General features: G+C 60.6%; 16 protein-coding genes and 1 pseudogene. 16 read left to right on the top strand and 1 reads right to left on the bottom strand.

Annotated elements, in window-relative coordinates; translation table 11 throughout:
• Nucleotides 1–349: 349 nt before the first annotated feature.
• From BLR94_RS11420 to BLR94_RS11450, 7 genes and pseudogenes are all read left to right on the top strand, one after another.
• A pseudogene (locus BLR94_RS11420) lies at nucleotides 350–2,345 on the top strand (relaxase/mobilization nuclease domain-containing protein).
• A 529-nt stretch (nucleotides 2,346–2,874) separates the two neighbouring features.
• Entirely contained in the window at nucleotides 2,875–3,180 is a 306-nt protein-coding gene (locus BLR94_RS11425) for a putative quinol monooxygenase (RefSeq protein ID WP_084304875.1), read from the top strand.
• Nucleotides 3,181–3,410: 230 nt separating this feature from the next.
• Nucleotides 3,411–4,619, top strand: a complete 1,209-nt coding sequence (gene wecB / locus BLR94_RS11430; RefSeq protein ID WP_084304876.1) for a non-hydrolyzing UDP-N-acetylglucosamine 2-epimerase — start codon at nucleotides 3,411–3,413, stop codon at nucleotides 4,617–4,619.
• Nucleotide 4,620: 1 nt separating this feature from the next.
• Nucleotides 4,621–5,343 (top strand): hypothetical protein, encoded by a 723-nt coding sequence (locus BLR94_RS11435; RefSeq protein WP_084304877.1) that lies wholly within the window; start codon nucleotides 4,621–4,623, stop codon nucleotides 5,341–5,343.
• Between the two features lie 53 nt (nucleotides 5,344–5,396).
• Nucleotides 5,397–6,041: a glutathione S-transferase family protein gene (locus BLR94_RS11440; protein WP_084304878.1), complete on the top strand. Its 645-nt coding sequence runs from the start codon at nucleotides 5,397–5,399 to the stop codon at nucleotides 6,039–6,041.
• A gap of 45 nt (nucleotides 6,042–6,086) precedes the next feature.
• A complete protein-coding gene (locus BLR94_RS11445; protein WP_084304879.1) occupies nucleotides 6,087–7,394 on the top strand; it encodes a hypothetical protein in 1,308 nt (435 codons plus the stop codon).
• 2 nt (nucleotides 7,395–7,396) lie between these two features.
• On the top strand, nucleotides 7,397–8,182 hold the full coding sequence (locus tag BLR94_RS11450; RefSeq protein WP_084304880.1) for an SDR family NAD(P)-dependent oxidoreductase: 786 nt from the start codon (nucleotides 7,397–7,399) through the stop codon (nucleotides 8,180–8,182).
• Between the two features lie 17 nt (nucleotides 8,183–8,199).
• Here BLR94_RS11450 and BLR94_RS11455 read toward each other — a convergent pair whose 3' ends face one another.
• A complete protein-coding gene (locus BLR94_RS11455; RefSeq protein ID WP_084304881.1) occupies nucleotides 8,200–9,132 on the bottom strand; it encodes a LysR family transcriptional regulator in 933 nt (310 codons plus the stop codon).
• A gap of 141 nt (nucleotides 9,133–9,273) precedes the next feature.
• Here BLR94_RS11455 and BLR94_RS11460 point away from each other — a divergent pair, with 141 nt between their 5' ends.
• From BLR94_RS11460 to BLR94_RS11500, 9 genes are all read left to right on the top strand, one after another.
• On the top strand, nucleotides 9,274–10,446 hold the full coding sequence (locus tag BLR94_RS11460; protein ID WP_208601342.1) for an MFS transporter: 1,173 nt from the start codon (nucleotides 9,274–9,276) through the stop codon (nucleotides 10,444–10,446).
• Nucleotides 10,436–11,440, top strand: coding sequence for a TIGR03571 family LLM class oxidoreductase (locus tag BLR94_RS11465; RefSeq protein WP_084304882.1), 1,005 nt, complete (start codon nucleotides 10,436–10,438; stop codon nucleotides 11,438–11,440). Before BLR94_RS11460 ends, BLR94_RS11465 begins: the two co-directional genes overlap by 11 nt.
• A 28-nt stretch (nucleotides 11,441–11,468) precedes the next feature.
• Nucleotides 11,469–12,413 carry a LysR family transcriptional regulator gene (locus tag BLR94_RS11470; RefSeq protein ID WP_084304883.1) on the top strand — a complete coding sequence of 315 codons (945 nt, stop codon included), beginning with the start codon at nucleotides 11,469–11,471 and terminating at the stop codon, nucleotides 12,411–12,413.
• Nucleotides 12,413–12,652: an EexN family lipoprotein gene (locus tag BLR94_RS11475; protein ID WP_084304884.1), complete on the top strand. Its 240-nt coding sequence runs from the start codon at nucleotides 12,413–12,415 to the stop codon at nucleotides 12,650–12,652. The genes BLR94_RS11470 and BLR94_RS11475 overlap by 1 nt, the downstream gene beginning before the upstream one ends.
• 248 nt (nucleotides 12,653–12,900) lie before the next feature.
• Nucleotides 12,901–14,913, top strand: coding sequence for a conjugal transfer protein TraG (locus BLR94_RS11480; RefSeq protein ID WP_084304885.1), 2,013 nt, complete (start codon nucleotides 12,901–12,903; stop codon nucleotides 14,911–14,913).
• Nucleotides 14,910–15,374: a CopG family transcriptional regulator gene (locus BLR94_RS11485; RefSeq protein WP_084304886.1), complete on the top strand. Its 465-nt coding sequence runs from the start codon at nucleotides 14,910–14,912 to the stop codon at nucleotides 15,372–15,374. The genes BLR94_RS11480 and BLR94_RS11485 overlap by 4 nt, the downstream gene beginning before the upstream one ends.
• A complete protein-coding gene (gene trbB / locus BLR94_RS11490; RefSeq protein WP_084304887.1) occupies nucleotides 15,371–16,426 on the top strand; it encodes a P-type conjugative transfer ATPase TrbB in 1,056 nt (351 codons plus the stop codon). Before BLR94_RS11485 ends, trbB begins: the two co-directional genes overlap by 4 nt.
• Nucleotides 16,423–16,806 carry a TrbC/VirB2 family type IV secretion system protein gene (locus BLR94_RS11495; protein ID WP_084304888.1) on the top strand — a complete coding sequence of 128 codons (384 nt, stop codon included), beginning with the start codon at nucleotides 16,423–16,425 and terminating at the stop codon, nucleotides 16,804–16,806. The genes trbB and BLR94_RS11495 overlap by 4 nt, the downstream gene beginning before the upstream one ends.
• Entirely contained in the window at nucleotides 16,803–17,075 is a 273-nt protein-coding gene (locus BLR94_RS11500; protein ID WP_084304889.1) for a VirB3 family type IV secretion system protein, read from the top strand. Before BLR94_RS11495 ends, BLR94_RS11500 begins: the two co-directional genes overlap by 4 nt.
• Nucleotides 17,076–17,080 lie beyond the last annotated feature (5 nt).

The raw sequence follows: 17,080 nt of genomic DNA on the forward strand, positions 1-17,080 counted from the left end.
CATACGCGCCGCGCTTCGCGCAACATCCGGCGCAGCCGTCCACCGTGCAGGCGTCTTGCCTCGAACGCGCCCGGCCTGCGGCCATTGGCGCGTTCGCCGGCGTGCTGGCTGCAAGCAGCACAGCGCCGCCGGGCCGCCGACGCCCGGAGCGGCAGCGAAGGGCAAAGGCGGAAGGCAAGACAAAAGGGTTCGGCACTCTGCCGCCCGCAAAGCCAGTCTGCACATGGGGGTGGAGCGGCACGGAGTGGCTTCGCCGCCGTGCCGCGCGGGGCGCGAGGCCTGCGCCAATGCAGGCATGCCCGCGTGCTTCGCACGACAGGACACGCCAAAGCTTGCGGGGAGCGCAGCCATGACCGACCGCCGCAACGACGATTTCCGGGTGCGCCCCAGCGCCCCGAAGAACCGGGGCAAAGGCCAGGGCCAGAGCTTCGTTTCCAAGGTGCTCAAGCAGGCTGGCAAGGCCAGCGGCGGCAAGTCCTCGATGCGCCATTCCGCAGTCGGCAGCAGCGGCGCACGCGCTGGCCAACGGCCCGGCTCACGACTTGGGCGCGGTCACACGGCGGCGCGTTTCGCGGGAGAGAAGCTGACGCCCATGTCGCGGCGCATGACCATCAAGACCCTGCTGGTCAATCAGCGCAACGCCAGCCCGCAGTCCCTCGCCAAGCACCTGCGCTACATTGAACGCGACGGCGCCGGCCGCGATGGTGAACCGGGCCGAGCCTATGGGCCGCAGACCGACGAAGCCGACCTGGATGCGTTCAAGGAACGTTGCCAGGACGATCGACACCATTTCCGCTTCATCGTCTCGCCCGAAGAAGGCGCGGAGTTGGACGACCTACGCACCTACACCCGGCACCTGATGAACCGCATGGAAGCCGACCTGGGCACGCGGCTGGACTGGGTGGCAGTCGATCACTGGAACACCGATAACCCGCACACCCACCTGATCGTGCGCGGGCGCGACGACATCGGCAAAGACCTCATCATCGCGGGCGACTACATCGCCCACGGCTTCCGCCATCGCGCGACCGAGCTGGCGACGGAATGGCTGGGGCCGCGTACGGAACTGGAGATCCAGCAGACCTTGCGGCGCGAGGTGGAGCAAGAGCGGTGGACGAGTCTCGACCGCACGCTGCAACGCGAGGCCAGCGACGACGGCCGGGTGCGGATCGAACGCTTCAACGAACCACCGCTGCAACGTCAGCGCTTGCTGCTGATCGGCCGTCTGCAACGCTTGCAGCGTCTGGGCTTGGCCGACGAGACGCAGCCCGGCACCTGGGCCGTCCATGCGGATGCCGAGAAAACCTTGCGCGCCCTGGGTAAACGTGGCGACATCATCCGCACGATGCAGCGGGCCATGCGCGGCCAGCAGCGCGAACTGGCGGTGTTTGAGCAGAACGAAGATGGCCGCAGCATCGTCGGCCGCGTGGCTGCGAAGGGGCTGGCCGACGAACTGCACGACCGCGGCTATCTGGTCATCGACGGCGTGGACGGCAAGGCCCACTACGTCGTGTTGAACGCCCGCGACGAACCGGCGAACTATCTCATCGGCGCAGTGGTGGAGGTACGCGGTTCCGCCGAAGGTACGGGCGGCCGACAAGAACATCGCCGCACTGGCGAGCAATGGCCTGTACCGCACCGATCATCACCTGGCAATTGAGCAAGGCCGGGCCAAGCCTGAACGCGATCCGCAGGAGGTTGTCGCGGCCCACGTCCGCCGGCTGGAAGCCCTGCGCCGGGCCGGCATCGTGGAGCGCGTGGCTGATGGCTTGTGGAAGGTGCCGGACGATCTGGCCGAACGCGGCCGCCAGTACGACGCGCAGCGCCTGGGCGGCGTGGTGGTAGAGCTGAAATCGCACCTGCCCATCGAGCGGCAGGCCCGCGTCATCGGCGCGACCTGGCTGGATCAGCAGTTGATCGGCGGCGGCAAAGGGTTGGGCGACCTGGGCTTTGGCAGCGATGCCAAACAAGCCATGCAGCAGCGCGCCGACTTCCTGGCCGAACAAGGACTGGCCGAGCGGCGCGGGCAACGCGTGATCCTCGCCCGGAACCTGTTGGGCACGCTGCGCAATCGGGAGGTGGCGCAGGCCGCGAAAGACATTGCCGTCGACACTGGCCTTGAACATTGCCCCGTCACTGATGGGCAGCGTGTGGCCGGCATTTATCGGCGCTCGGTCATGCTCGCCAGCGGGCGCTACGCAGTGCTGGATGACGGCATGGGATTCAGCCTGGTGCCGTGGAAGCCGGTGATCGAACAAAGGCTGGGGCAGCAGATCGCCGCGACAATGCGCGGCGGTGGCGTGTCTTGGGAGATCGGGCGGCTGCATGGGCCTGCCATCGGATAGCGCAGACTGTCTTCAGCAAGTCCTTCACTACCGAACGGTGCAATCCTTGCTCAACCCTTCCAGCAGCGCATGCGCAGGCCCGGAGCCTGACACCATCCAAACAGACTGGTCCGAACTTTCGGTGGATCGCTGGCACCATCGGCATTCCGTGCAAGCCGCGCTGTTCGTCAGGCAAGGGCGATTGGATCCGGGCGCCATGCCATGCCTTCGCGCTCGCCCACCGTCAGCCGCACGTCCTCCGGATCAATCAGGTCCTGCCCATTCGCTGTGGGAATGATCGCACCTGCGCCGACGTGGAATTTAAATATACCGAGTTGTTTTGTTATGCGCACATACAAAAATAATCTCTGAAATTATTTCATAGGTCTTTTTACGGAAGGCATATTTATTGCTGCGACGCAGCAAAGGATACTGAGATCGCCTTCAGTGTAGCCTTGTCTAGTTGGGATTTGCAGGAGCAAGCTGAGGCTGTTATGTAAGGTCTCGAACCGGAACTCTATTTATTGTAATTACTGTAAGGAGACACTCCATGACCAGCAAGGTACTCACTGTCGTAGCTCAGTTGACCGCAAAGCCCGGTCAAGAAGAAGAACTGGGGCGCCGCCTCCGCAACATGATTCCACCAACCCTGGCTGAGAAAGGCTGCATCAATTATGACTTTCATCGCTCTAACGATGATCCTGCCATATGGATGTTCTACGAGAACTGGGAGTCGAAAGAGGACTTAGAGTCGCATATCAAATCAAAACACTTCTTGGCCTTCCAGGCGGCGAAAGACGAAGTGCTCGCAAAAGATATGTTGGTTCAATATTTTACGCCCGTAAAGAAAGAGTGAAGTTTGACACACTACATGGCAAAGAATAAAGCGAAGAGCCATTACCGCCTATCCTGAGTTCTTGCCACTGCATATAAATAAAACAACTATAATCCGTTATTTTATGCAAATTCTCACTCTTGCAGGATAGGTGGCTATTGGTTCTTTTTTGGTGGGCTGTTCTTCTTGCGATGAGCAAGTAATTCGAGACTTGCCTCGAAAACCAATTTGCAGAATCAAGGAGTGACGATATGCGTACTGTAGCAATCGTGATAGGAACCCGCCCAGAAGCGATTAAATGCGCCCCCCTTATCAGCGCGATGGCTGATAGCAAGTATTTAAAGCCATTGGTCGTGTCGACCGGGCAACACCGCGAAATGCTCGATACGACGCTTGCGGTTTTTGGGATCAAAGCCGACATCGATTTGGCTGTCATGCAGCCCAGGCAAACGCTGACCGAAGTAACCCAGCGCATATTGCAGGGACTTCCAGCGGCGCTGAGCCAGTATTCGATTGACGCTGTGGCCGTTCACGGAGACACGGCAACAACGCTCGCGGGAGCGCTGTACGCCTTCCAGAACCGTACCCCAGTCATCCATATTGAAGCAGGCCTGCGCAGCGGCAACATCGCCTCGCCATTTCCCGAGGAAGCCAACCGTCGTCTCGTTGCACAAATTAGCGCACTGCATCTGGCGCCGACCGGGGGTAACTATCGCAACCTGCTCCATGAAGGAGTCGACCCATCCAGGATCGCCATTACTGGTAACACGGTGATCGATGCACTGCACTGGGGGGTGCAGCATGCCTTGGACTATGGCGTTCAAGGATTGGAAGATCTTGACACTGATCCTCGTCGGGTAGTGTTGGCATCGGCCCATCGGCGAGAGTCCTGGGGGCATCTGGCCGACATTGCAGATGCTTTGTACGAAATTTCGCGGGAGCCCGGCGTACGTGTCGTCGTCCCGCTGCACAAGAACCCGGTGGTGCGCGAGAAGATGCAGAGCCGTCTGCAGGGCAATTCCAATGTGTCACTGGTAGAGCCTTTGCCTTATCTGGGGTTCTGCAAGCTGATGCAGAGAAGTCATCTCATCATCTCTGATAGCAGCGGAGCCGAGGAAGAGGGGCCAGCTCTGGGCAAGCCGACCTTGGTGCTTCGGGAACTCACCGAGCGTCCGGAGGCGGTAAATTTGGGCACGGCTAAGCTTGTGGGACGCGATCGCGGCAGGATCGTGGCCGAGGCAACGGCTTTGCTCCGGGACGAGAAGCGCTACCGTCGCATGGCGCTGCCGATAAGCCCCTACGGCGACGGTAACGCGACTGCCAGATCCTTGGAGGCCATCACATCGTTCCTGATGGGCGACGAATACTTGTATGAATCGCTTGCCCCGGAGAGAGAAACGGTTAGGGCGGTCCAGTGGCCTGGCCCGTCCGAAGCAGCCCTTGGCATTGCGGGGGTGTGAGATGGCCAAGTTGCAATCGAGCATTGAACGTCCGCTGAGCTTCTCCGGTTCTGTCGTGGAGGCAACGCTGCTGAATGCGCCCGAGCGCTATCGGCTTGAAAGCGAGGCTTACGTCGTCAATCCCGGCAAGGGCTATGTGGCAATCAGTGAGGATCCGGGTCATGGGATACCACCGCTTTCGTCAAGCCGCTTGCGCAAGGTGCATCTCTCCAGCCCCGATCCAGTGATTCTTCTTCGGACGCCGGAGCGGCGCGATGCCTCTTGCATATGCGAAGAAGCCGGTTGGCAGCGCTTCAAGCTGCCCGTTGGAAGCCCGTTGTCTTCCCCTGATCTATGGCGTTCGGGGCAGGATGAGGTCGCAACGATGTTGTTTTCTGCGAACGCTACCTTGCCAATCCATTTGCGGGATGCACTCGGCCCAACAGCCGCGTTCGCGCTCAAGCTCAACCTGTGGTTCGCCCCAGCGGGTACGCATTGCCTCATTCACAACCAGCACAGGTTCGTGGAAATCCATACCCAGGTAGCAGGCGTCGGGTATATGCAGAAGTTCCACTCCGAATCCTTCGATTCGCTCTACGAAGAGGTTGGAATGCTGCCTGGTTTCACCACATCGCAGCCGTTCTGCGTGGCCCAGAAGCAAGGAGGTTTCTGCTATCCCTGGCATCAGTATTACGCTGAAACCGACTGTATTTGGATGGCGATTGAGTATCACCCGCCAGCGTGAAAAACCGCCTCTTGTGCGAATGCAAAATTGGATATTCATTTAAGGAGATTGCCATGGTGCGGCTTCATTACGACCCGGGAACCATCTCTCTTGCTCCGCACATCGTGCTCAATGAACTGAAGCTATCTTTCGAGCCGGTTCGCGTGGCGATAGCAGACAACTCCCTGCACAACTACAAGACTCCGGAGTTTCTCAGGGTTAGCCCAGCCGGTCTGGTTCCTGTGCTGGAGGTCGAAGGCGAAGTCTTGACGGAATCGATGGCTATTAGCCTTTATCTTGTCCGCCGGGAGCGAAATACGATGTTGCTGCCTGCCGCAGGCACTCTTGCGGAAGCCCGTGTACTGGAATGGATCGCTTGGCTGGCGACCGGTGTCCATCGCTCGATAGGTGCCTATTTCCGTCCCGAGCATTTAGCCGAAGACGACGGCACCCGCCAACGCTTACGAGAGTTCGCGCGAACGCACATGGCAGACCATGCCCAGCGTATAGAAGAAGGCATTGCCTCTGTCGGAAGGTATGCCACCGGAGCGGACTTCACTCTAGTGGATGCCTTCTTGCTCGTCTACTACCGCTGGTTTCAGTTGATCGGGCTGGACATGATGCGGTGGCCACGATGGCGGAAAATCACGCGCAATAGTCTAGAACGAGAGGCCGTATGCGTGACCCTCTCAACCGAGGGCATCACATTCGCGGTTTGAGGTTTCGTGCAAGTAACATTAATCGTAGAAAGGAGATCTATGTCTATGACCAAGCATGCAATCGGAAATGGCTTCCCACCGCGCTTCACTGCTCAGATCGTGGCTGAGCGATTGCGCGATGGATACTGGGTTCAGGCTTTGGACGTTGCGGGCAAGGGCCGCCATGACCTGGTGGCCTACGGCCCCGGTATCGGAGAGATCTACTGGTACGAGAACCTGCCCAACGTCGCCGGGATTGAATGGCGGCGCCACCTCTTGGCCGACGGCATCCGCATGCCGGTGGGCATGGATAGCGCCGATGTCGCCGGTATCGGTCGGCAGGATGTGATCGTCTGCTACGACCTGTACGGCGCAGGCGGAACATTTAACGACCCGGCTGTCGACGGTGGAAAGATCGACTGGTTCGAAAACCCAGGGCCCGATGCCAGCGATAGTCTGCGCTGGACGCGTCACTACATCGGCCACGTACCTGCCATGCACCGCTTGAGGGCCGGCCATTTCACCCGCAGTGATCGCCTGGAAATCTTGGGATTTCCTATCGTCTCTACCTCCGCGATGCACGGCGTCATCAACGTCGCGCTGTTCACACGCCCCGATGATGTAAAGCATGTCGCTTGCTGGCCGATGAGCATCATCGACAACCATTCGTTCCGCTTCGTGCATGGCGTGGAGAAGAAAACAAACCTGATACCCGGCTCCGCTCTGGACTCTCTGGTCGTTGCATCCGACGAGGGGGTGAGCTGGTTCTACTACGACGAAAGCAGCGGGCAGTGGGTGCGCCATTTGATCGGTACTGGAGAGATCGGCCAGGTCGAGAAAACCCATTTCAAGGGTAGTGGCGATGCCGATGTTGGCCGGATTAAGGCAGATGCATTCGCCTATGTCGCGGCGCTGGAGCCATTCCATGGCAACACTGTGGTGGTGTATTGCAAAAAGCCGGGGGAGGATCCCCGTTCCGCCCAGTGGAAACGCTATGTGCTGGACGTGTTCAGCGATCCCGATACCAAAGGTGAGAGTCCCGGTCACTGTGTGGTATGCGCCGATTTTGATGGCGATGGAGATGATGAATTTCTGGTCGGCCTGAGAGGTCCCGCACCGTGGCAAGGCGTTATGTACTACAAAGCGCTGGATGTCGAGAACGGCGTTTTTCTGAAGTGGCGCGTGGGCGATGAGTCTGTGGCCAGGGTCGCCTTGGGTGATTTCAAGCAGAGGGGAGTCATTGATTTCGCGACAGTGGGCTATTCGGTGCCGAACTACTTCGAGGCGGCCAACCCCAAGGTCGTCGTCTACTACAACGACATGAAAGAGGGCTCCGAGCAGCCGGCTGCCCCTTCCTTAGCAAGAGGTGAGTAGCCATGAACATCGATCTTTCAGGCAAGTTGGCACTGGTTACAGGATCGACCTCAGGTATTGGACACGCGATCGCCGCTGGACTCTTGGCCGCCGGCGCAAATGTGGTCATCAATGGCCGCTCCCCTGAGCGGGTAGCCGCAGCGGTGGAGCAGTTGGGAGGGGCTCCACGGGTGACCGGAATCGCTGCTGACGTGGGTACCGCGTATGGCTGCCAAATACTGACCGATACCGTTCCCAGCATTGATATCCTGGTGAATAACGCAGGAATATTTCGTCCCAAGCCATTGCTGGAAATTGAGGATTCTGAGTGGACGGAGATCATGGAGGTCAATGTCATGAGTGGCGTCCGTTTGACGCGGCATTTCCTTCCCGGGATGATCAGAAAAAACTGGGGACGAGTGGTGTTCGTCTCCAGCGAGTCAGCCCTGCAAGTCCCTCCGGAAATGGTTCATTACGGCGTTAGCAAAACGGCACAGCTTGCCGTGGCGCGCGGCTACGCAGAGGCGGCCGTCAATAGTGGTGTAACGGTCAACAGCATATTGCCCGGGCCAACACTGAGCGAGGGAGTCGCAACGTTTGTGTCGAGTCTCATGGGCGATGCCGCTGCCTCCGCTGAAGAGGCCGGGGCACTTTTCGTGCGCGAACACCGGCCGTCCTCACTGATTGGGCGCCTTGCGACGACCGAAGAGGTCGCCAGCCTCGTGGTCTACCTGGCTTCGCACCAGGCGTCAGCGATCACCGGCTCCGCCATGAGAGTGGACGGTGGAGTCCTGCGCGCAGTGGTGTAACTACCTCGCCTTGGCGGTCAGTTCGTTTGGAAGACGGACTGACCAAGGTCCTCGCTGACGCGGCAGTGCTCTGCGAGGAAGTCGATGAACACCCGCACGCGTGCAGGAAGCTGCTTGCCCGGGCCAATGAAGACGACATGTATTTCTTCCTCATCCCCAGGGTTGTAGTCCTCCAATAGCGGAATGAGCCGTCCGGCTTTAATGTCGTTATGCACATGAAAGAGTGCCATCCGAGCCAAGCCCAGCCCAACGATCACGGCCTTGCGCATGGTCTCTCCATCTCCCAGCAGGAGATTGCCTGAGGGAGGAAGCAGTTGGCTGGACGAATCACCCTTGAACGGCCAAGCCTTGACGTGGCGGGTGAAGCCGAAGCTAAGCCGATTGTGCTGTCCGAGATCATCAGGAGTCTTCGGAGTGCCTTCCCGTTCAAGATAGTCCGGGGCCGCGACCACTACCATCCGGCTGCTACCCAACCGGCGCATGACCAACCCCGAGTCGCTCAATGGCCCTGTGCGAATAGCTACGTCGGCCCGGTCGTCCAGCAGATCCACGACTTGATCGCAAAGAACCAGGTCAAGTGTGATTTCCGGGTATCGCTTGAGGAAGATAGGCATCAGCGGCATCAGGTAATGCTTGCCAAATGGAACGTGCGAATTAACCCGTACCCGACCTCGCGGCTGCGCCCCGAGCGTGACTTCAAGCTCGGCTGAAGAGATGTCCTCCAGGATACGCAAACAACGGTCGTAGAAGACCGAGCCTTCCGGCGTGAGTTGCAATTTGCGCGTAGTGCGATTGAGCAAACGGACACCGAGTCGAGCTTCCAACCGGTTAATGAGCTTGCTGATCGCCGACGGTGTCATGTCTAACCGCCTGGCTGCCGAGGAAAGTCCTGACGACTCCACAACTTGGACAAAAATTGCCATCTCGGTAGAACGATTGAACTGGTGCATGGCTTATGAATGTTTTTCCAAAGTCCTATGACAGATGAAATGTATTCCAAAATACGAAATTTTTCTAAAGTGACGTATCTGTTTTTTTGCTTGGAGAGAGACTTGAGAAATCGTTCCCATTACCCAGCCTTGTGGGCTCTGATGATCAGCGCCTACGGCATTGGAACCACAGAATTCGTCGCCGTCGGTATCCTGCCCAACATTTCTCTCGATATGGGAATTAGTATTCCAATGGCGGGCTTGGTGGTAAGCATGTACGCGCTAGGGGCCACGATTGGCGCGCCAGTGCTGACTGCGCTTACGGGGCGCGTGCCGCGCAAGACACTACTGCTGTCTTTGATGGCTCTGTTTACCATTGGCAATGTGATCGCCGCGCTTAGTACGACCTACGAGTTGCTGTTAACCGCGCGAGTGGTGACCGCATTCGCCCACGGCGTGTTCTTTGCCGTTGCTGCCACCATCGCCGCAAGCCTGGTACCGATAGACCGCAGGGCCACAGCCATCGCCATGGTGTTCTCAGGGCTTACGATCGCCATTGCCACGGGAGCGCCCATCGGCACCTTTGTAGGGCAGCAATGGGGATGGCGTGCAACATTCTGGATGGTCGCTGGATTGGGTTTGTTGTCATTCATCGGAACTGCTGCGTTGTTACCCCGAACCATCCAAGTCGACCGCCCCGGACGCTTATCTGACCAAGTTGAGGTATTGGGCAGCGGACGCCTGTTGATTGCCTTTGCCATGAATCTGTTTGGCTATGGCGGGACCTTCGTGGCCTTTACTTACTTGGCACCGTTGTTGGAACAGGTCAGTGGCTTCTCGTCCAACCGTATTAGCCAGATCCTGTTTCTCTATGGTCTGTCGGTCATCGTTGGCAACGTGATCGGCGGTCGTGTCGCCAACCGCGATCCCGTGCCGATGCTAGTAAAAATGTTCACATTGCAGGCATTAGGGCTGCTGGTGTTCAGCTTCACCGCCCATTCCCAATGGGGAACGCTGGTGACGCTCGCATTTCTAGGCGGGCTCTGCTTCGCTAACGTTCCCGGATTGCACTTGTACGTTGTCCAGCTCGCGCAGAAACACCGCCCAGATGGTGTGGATGTGGCCTCAGCCTTGAATATCGCCGCCGCCAACTTGGGCATTGCGCTCGCCGCTTTCATCGGCGCGCGCGTGGTCGATTCCCAATTGGGACTGGAGGCAACACCATGGGTCAGCGCTTTGCTGGTGGCGGTGGCCTTGTTACTCACTTTGTGGAGTGGTCTGCTGGATCGCCGGGCAATTCATGCAAATAACGTACGAGAACATCATGCCCATTAAGGAGGAAATCTCATCCGCCTTGGATCTGATCCGGATTGCAGGTGGAATGACGGTTGGCATCGAGTTGCCGTTGGACAACGACTGGTCTGCGGATGGTGAGTGCCGCCGCAAACTCTCCAACCGTCCGCGAGGTGTGCCGGACCTGAGTCGGCAGGAGGAACTCGTGTGCCAGGTGGATACTTCCGGATTCTCTGCCATCTGGATGCGCGACGTACCGGTCTTTGATCCACTCCGTTTCGGTGACGCGGGCTCGGTCTACGATCCTTTCGTCAATTTGGGTTTTTTGGCTGCCGTTACCCGTAACGTAGCGTTGGGAACCGCTGCGATCGTTTTGCCGCTGCGTCATCCCCTTCTGGTCGCCAAGGCTGCTGCATCAGTGGATGTTCTGGCCAATGGCCGTTTGATTCTTGGGGTCGCAACCGGTGACCGCCCGGTGGAATTTCCTCTCATGGGCGTGGACTTCGACAATCGCGGCGAGATATTTCGCAATTCAGTCAATGAAATACGCAGTGCTTGGCTGCCTGGAAGAATGGCTCTTGATGGTGTATTCGCTGGCGAAGATTTACAGCTCCTTCCTAAACCATGGAGAGGCACGATACCCATGGTGATCGCAGGCCAAGGAAGACAAAGTCCCGAATGGATTGCACGGAACATGCAGGGAATTTTTGTCTATCCAGGCTCCATCGAGGCGATGGCCGCGCAAGTAGCGTCATGGCGCCAATTGCGGGAAACAGTGTCTATGGATCCCGGTGTGTTCATTAGCGCGTTCCATCTGGATTTGGATGAGAACGTTAGCCTCGATGCCATTCCACATCGTTTTGGCGCACGCATCGGTCGGCATCGACTGGTTGATGAATTGCATAGGTTCTACGCTGCCGGAGTCGATCATCTGGTACTGCATCTTCGGAATTCGCATCGCCCGCTGGACGAGGTGCTTGATGAGCTGGCTCGGGAAGTTCTACCCCAGGTTCTTCCAAGTTCCGCGCCGCTATAACAGAGAATTCAATCGGACTCTACGTCGAATGGAATTACGCCATCTTCGATGCTTTCTGGCCGTAGCTGAAGAACTCCACTTCGCTCGTGCCGCCGAACGGTTGCATATAGACCAGTCCCCCCTGTCGCGCACGATCAAAGAGCTGGAAGAGCATCTGGGTGCACCGTTGTTCGCGCGCACCACGCGTAGCACTCGATTGACCCGGGCTGGCAAACTGTTGCTCGAACATGTGCCACGCGTGTTCGCCGCATTGGATCAAGCCCGCGCCAGCGTGCGGGCGGCCGCCGCAGGCTATGACGGTCAGTTGCGTATCGCGTTGTCCGACGGCATCGCCCCGGCACGGTTGTCCTCTCTCATGGCCCTGTGCCGACAGGAAGACCCGGAGATAGCTATCCACTTCGATGAAGTCCCGCTCACCCAGCAGATCAAGGGGCTGCACGATGATCTGTACGACGTGGGATTTGCACAGTCTGCCGATGTAGGTGACGGAATCCTCGCCAAGCCCGCCTGGCGCGATCCACTGCGGGTCGCCATCCCAGCGCGCCATCCCCTGCTGGCGCACGCGCGCATTCCCTTGGACGAGGTGTTGCGCTATCCGCTGGTGATGGGAGACCCTCAGGTCTGCGAGGGCTATAACCATCAGATAGAACGGGTACTTCGTGCGCTGGACAAGGACCCACTAGTGGCCGAACGCGTGATGTCCTTCGACTTGATGATGGCGCTGGTCGCGGCCGGGTTCGCTCTGGCGCTGGTCGGTGCTTCGCAGATCGCCGCCAGTCGCGAGCCCAACATTGTTGCCCGACCACTGGCCAGCGGCTCGCCGATGCTCACCACCTACCTTCTGCGTCGAGATAGCGATCCGTCAGAAGCACTGAGTCGTTTTATCGCCCGCGTCGGCAGACTGGAAGCCGATACCAGCAAAGAGCATGTGCCTGCTGGCGACGCTCCTTCCGATGAATTGGAGGATTCCTGATGAACACCGCTTTCCGCACCAGTTGTGCACTCGCCCTGGCCGGCTTGCTGTCGGCCTGCGGACCGTCGCCCGTCAATGACACGGTGGAGTTTCTGACCGCCCATCCCGAGCGCATCAAAGAAATCCAGCGCCTGTGCCGTGAAGATCGCTCAAAGGTCTCGGACGAGCTATGCCTTCGCGCGGCTGAAGCTGCCAAACGACGCTTCTTCGGCGACCGACCCGAACAGCACACCAAATAGTTCGCCGAACGTCTTCTGTCGCCCAGCCGCGACGGACTTATCACCGATTTGCTTATCACGCCGCAGCACGCTCGTGCCTGCGGCATTTTTATGCGTTTCGCCACCGCAAGAAGTCTGGCTTTTTCTGCCTTAATTCCCGCCACAACGGCCTTTGACCAGCCTTGATCCCGCACCGAACCTGACGACTGCGGCACGTCTTTGTGCTGCTTTTCTTGGGCTTCATTTTGCGGGAGAAGGGAGCGGTCGGCATGCAAGGTCAAGGGGTACTGTTCGGGCAAATCGGTGTCGTCTTCGGTATCGTGATTGCCGGCGTGTGGAGTGCCACGCAATGGACAGCCGCCGCCCTGGGCTACCAGCTACGCCTTGGCTCGCCCTGGTTCGATATCTTCGGCACGCCGGTCTATCACCCCTGGCGGTTGTTCGAGTGGTGGTTTTTCTTCGACGCCTATGCGCCGCGCATCTTCGACACCGGCGGCCTGATCGCAGGCGGCAGCGGACTGGCCGCCGTGGTGGTCGCCATCGCCATGTCGGTGTGGCGTTCGCGGCAGTCGAAACTGGTCACCACCTATGGTTCGGCACGCTGGGCTGATGCGGCCGATATTCGCGACGCAGGGCTCACCCAGCCCGCCGGCGTATTCCTCGGTCGGCACGATGATCAGTACCTGCGGCACGAAGGCCCGGAACACGTCCTGACCTTCGCCCCCACGCGCTCGGGCAAGGGCGTGGGCCTGGTGGTGCCGACGCTGCTGTCCTGGCCGGCGTCCGCCGTCATCCATGACATCAAGGGCGAGAACTGGCAGATCACCGCCGGCTGGCGCTCGCGCTTCTCGCACTGCCTGCTGTTCAACCCCACCGATGCGAAGTCGGCCGCCTACAACCCGCTGCTGGAGGTCCGGCGCGGCGCGCATGAAGTGCGCGACGTGCAGAACATTGCCGACATCCTGGTCGATCCAGAAGGCGCGCTGGAGCGCCGCAACCATTGGGAGAAGACCAGCCATGCACTGCTGGTCGGCGCCATCCTGCACGTGCTCTACGCGGGAGAGGACAAGACGCTGCGCGGCGTCGCCAACTTTCTGTCTGATCCGGCCAGCCCGTTCGAGCTGACCTTGCACCGGATGATGACCACGCCACACTTGGTGAACGGGGATGGTGGTGGTCCGCATCCGGTCGTTGCATCGGCCGCGCGCGAAGTGCTCAACAAGAGCGACAACGAGCGTTCCGGCGTGCTGTCCACGGCCATGTCCTTCCTCGGTCTGTACCGCGACCCCACGGTGGCCGAAGTCACGTCACGCTGCGACTGGCGCATCGCCGACCTGATTGCTTCCGAGCATCCGGTGTCGCTGTACCTGGTGGTGCCGCCCTCGGACATTAGCCGCACCAAGCCCCTCATTCGACTGATCTTGAACCAGATCGGGCGACGCCTCACTGAATCGCTCGACGGCTCGGACGGCATCGCACGGCGCCACAAGCTGCTGCTAATGCTCGACGAGTTCCCGGCGCTGGGCAGGCTTGATTTCTTCGAGACGGCCCTGGCGTTCATGGCCGGCTATGGCATCCGCAGCTTCCTCATCGCGCAGTCGCTCAACCAGATCGACAAAGCCTACGGCCAGAACCATTCGATCCTGGACAACTGTCATGTGCGCGTGACGTTCGCCACCAACGACGAGCGCACCGCCAAGCGCATCTCCGAGACGCTGGGCACTGCAACCGAATTGCGCGCGCAGCGCAACTACGCGGGCCATCGGCTGGCGCCCTGGCTCGGGCACCTCATGGTGTCGCGCCAAGAAACCGCGCGGCCACTGTTGACGCCCGGTGAGGTGATGCAACTGCCACCGGACGAGGCCGTGGTGATGGTCTCCAGCGTGGCACCGATCAAAGCCAAGAAGTTGCGCTACTACGCCGACGCCAATTTCAAGCGCCGCGTGTTGCCACCACCTGTGCTGGTGGACGGGCAATACGCCGACGCGCCGCCATCGCGGCCTGATGACTGGAGCGGCCTGGCGATTCCCGCCGTGCCGGCAGCACCCACAACCCATGCGGCCGAAGGCTTCGCCATTTCGGCCGATGACGGCGGGCCCCGCCGCCAGCCCGAGCTTTCCGAAGTTGCCGAATTCCATCCGGACATGGAGCCATCGGCCAGCGACTTGTCGCTGCTCGATGACGACGACTTCCCACTTCCCCTTCCTCGCCAGTTCGATCCATCCATGCAGCGCACGGCCCGGCTGGCTTCCCTCGACCCCAACGACGGAATCGACCTATGAGCCAATACCGCCTCAATCTGTTCATCCAGCACGAGCACGCCAAGCGCCTGGAAGAGCTGGCCGCCAAGAAAGGCGTGTCCAAGTCCTCCATCGTCGCGGCGGCGCTGGCGTCCTGGCTGTCGCCCGACACGGCTGACCAGCGCGAGGCGGCCATTGCCAAGCGGTTGGATCGGCTGTCACGCCAGGCCGAACGGCTGGAGCGCGATCAGAACATCGCCATCGAAACGCTGGCGCTGTTCATCCGCTACTACCTCACCGTCAGCACGCCGATTCCCGAGGTCCATCAAGACGCCGCCCGTGCTCAGGGCAAGGCACGCTTTGAGCAGTTCACCGAGCAGCTTGGCCGCCACCTGCTGCGTGGGCGCAGCTTGGTGCGCGACGTGGTGGAGGAACTGCATCCCGACCCGATGCGCATGGAGGACGCGGAGGCACCGGACGCTGCGCGGGAGCGTGCGTCATGAGCGCCAACATCTCCACAGGTGGACAACTCCCGCACGAGCTGCGTTCGTCCGCTGCGGCGTCGATGGATCGCCGCATCCAGATGCTGCGCACGGCGATGGGGCCGCTGATCGCTGCCGCGCTCGAAGACCCAGACGTGGTGGAAGTGATGCTCAACCCGGATCGCACCCTTTGGGTGGACCGGCTTTCCACCGGCCGCGCGCCGATGGGGGTTGAACTGTCCGAGGCCGACGGCGAACGCATCATCCGGCTGGTCGCAGCCCATGTCGGCGCGGAAGTCCATCGCGGCCAGCCGCTGCTGTCGGCCGAGTTGCCCGAAACCGGCGAACGCTTCGAGGGCATCCTGCCGCCCGCCGCGCCGGGGCCGGCCTTCGCCCTGCGCAAACGCGCCATCGGCGTGATCCCGCTGGATCGTTACGTCATCGACGGGATGATGACCCGCGCCCAGGCGGACTTCTTGGTGCGCGCCGTACGCGAGCGAAAAAACATCCTGATCGCAGGCGCCACCAGCAGCGGTAAAACCACGCTCGCCAATGCCTTGCTCGCCGAAATCGCCGCCACGGGCGACCGCGTGTTGGTGCTCGAAGACACCATCGAACTGCAATGCACGGCGCGCGACCACGTACCGCTGCGCACCCGTGCCGGCGTCGTGTCGATGCAGGAGCTGGTACGCGCCACGATGCGGCTGCGCCCCGATCGCGTGATCGTCGGCGAGGTGCGCGGCGGCGAGGCGTTGGATCTCATCAAGGTGTGGGGCACAGGTCATCCCGGCGGCATCGCCACCATCCATGCCGGCTCCGCGCTGGGCGCGCTGCTGCGCCTGGAGCAACTGATTCTCGAAGTGGCCGTGAATCCGCCGCGGGCGCTCGTCGCCGAGGCCGTCAACGTCGTCATCCACATCGCCGGCCGTGGTCGGCGCCGCCGCATCGAGAGCATTGCCCGCGTCCTTGGCTTCGACGACGTGGGCTATCGCCTCGCGGATGCGCTGGAGCCACCGCTTCCAGCGCTGCCGCTTTCTCCCCCATCCCCTGACCACCTTGGAGAACTGCCATGACACAGATGCACGCCCATGCTTTCCGTATTTCCGTAAAGCCGGCCTCGATCCTCGCTCGCCTGCGGCGCCTGGCCGGCCCCGCGCACCACGGCTTGCTTCTCGCCGCCGTGATGCTGACGACGGCTGGCACGGCGCGGGCCGCCGGTTCGTCGATGCCCTGGGAAGGCCCGCTGACCTCCATCCTCGAATCCATCCAGGGGCCGGTCGCGCGCATCGTCGCGGTCATCATCATCATCGCCACCGGCCTGGCGTTGGCCTTCGGCGACACGAGCGGCGGTTTCCGCAAGCTCATCCAGATCGTGTTCGGTTTGACCATCGCTTTCGCGGCGTCGAGCTTCTTCCTGTCGTTCTTCTCGTTCTCCGGCGGGGCCGTCGTATGAGTACGGTCAATGACCTGCCGGGCTTCGAGGTGCCGCTGCATCGCTCACTGACCGAACCCATCCTCATGGGCGGTGCGCCGCGAACGGTCGCCATTGCGAACGGCACGCTGGCCGCCGCCGCCGTCGGGCTGGGCTTGCAACTGTGGATTCCCGGTGTCGTGCTCTGGATCGTCGGCCATTCGCTGGCCGTCTGGGGCGCTCGCGTCGATCCGCAGTTCATGCAGGTCTTCGCCCGGCACATCAAGCACAAGCCGCTGCTGGACGTGTGAGGGGG

Source organism: Phytopseudomonas flavescens (genome assembly GCF_900100535.1).
Classification (GTDB): domain Bacteria; phylum Pseudomonadota; class Gammaproteobacteria; order Pseudomonadales; family Pseudomonadaceae; genus Aquipseudomonas; species Aquipseudomonas flavescens.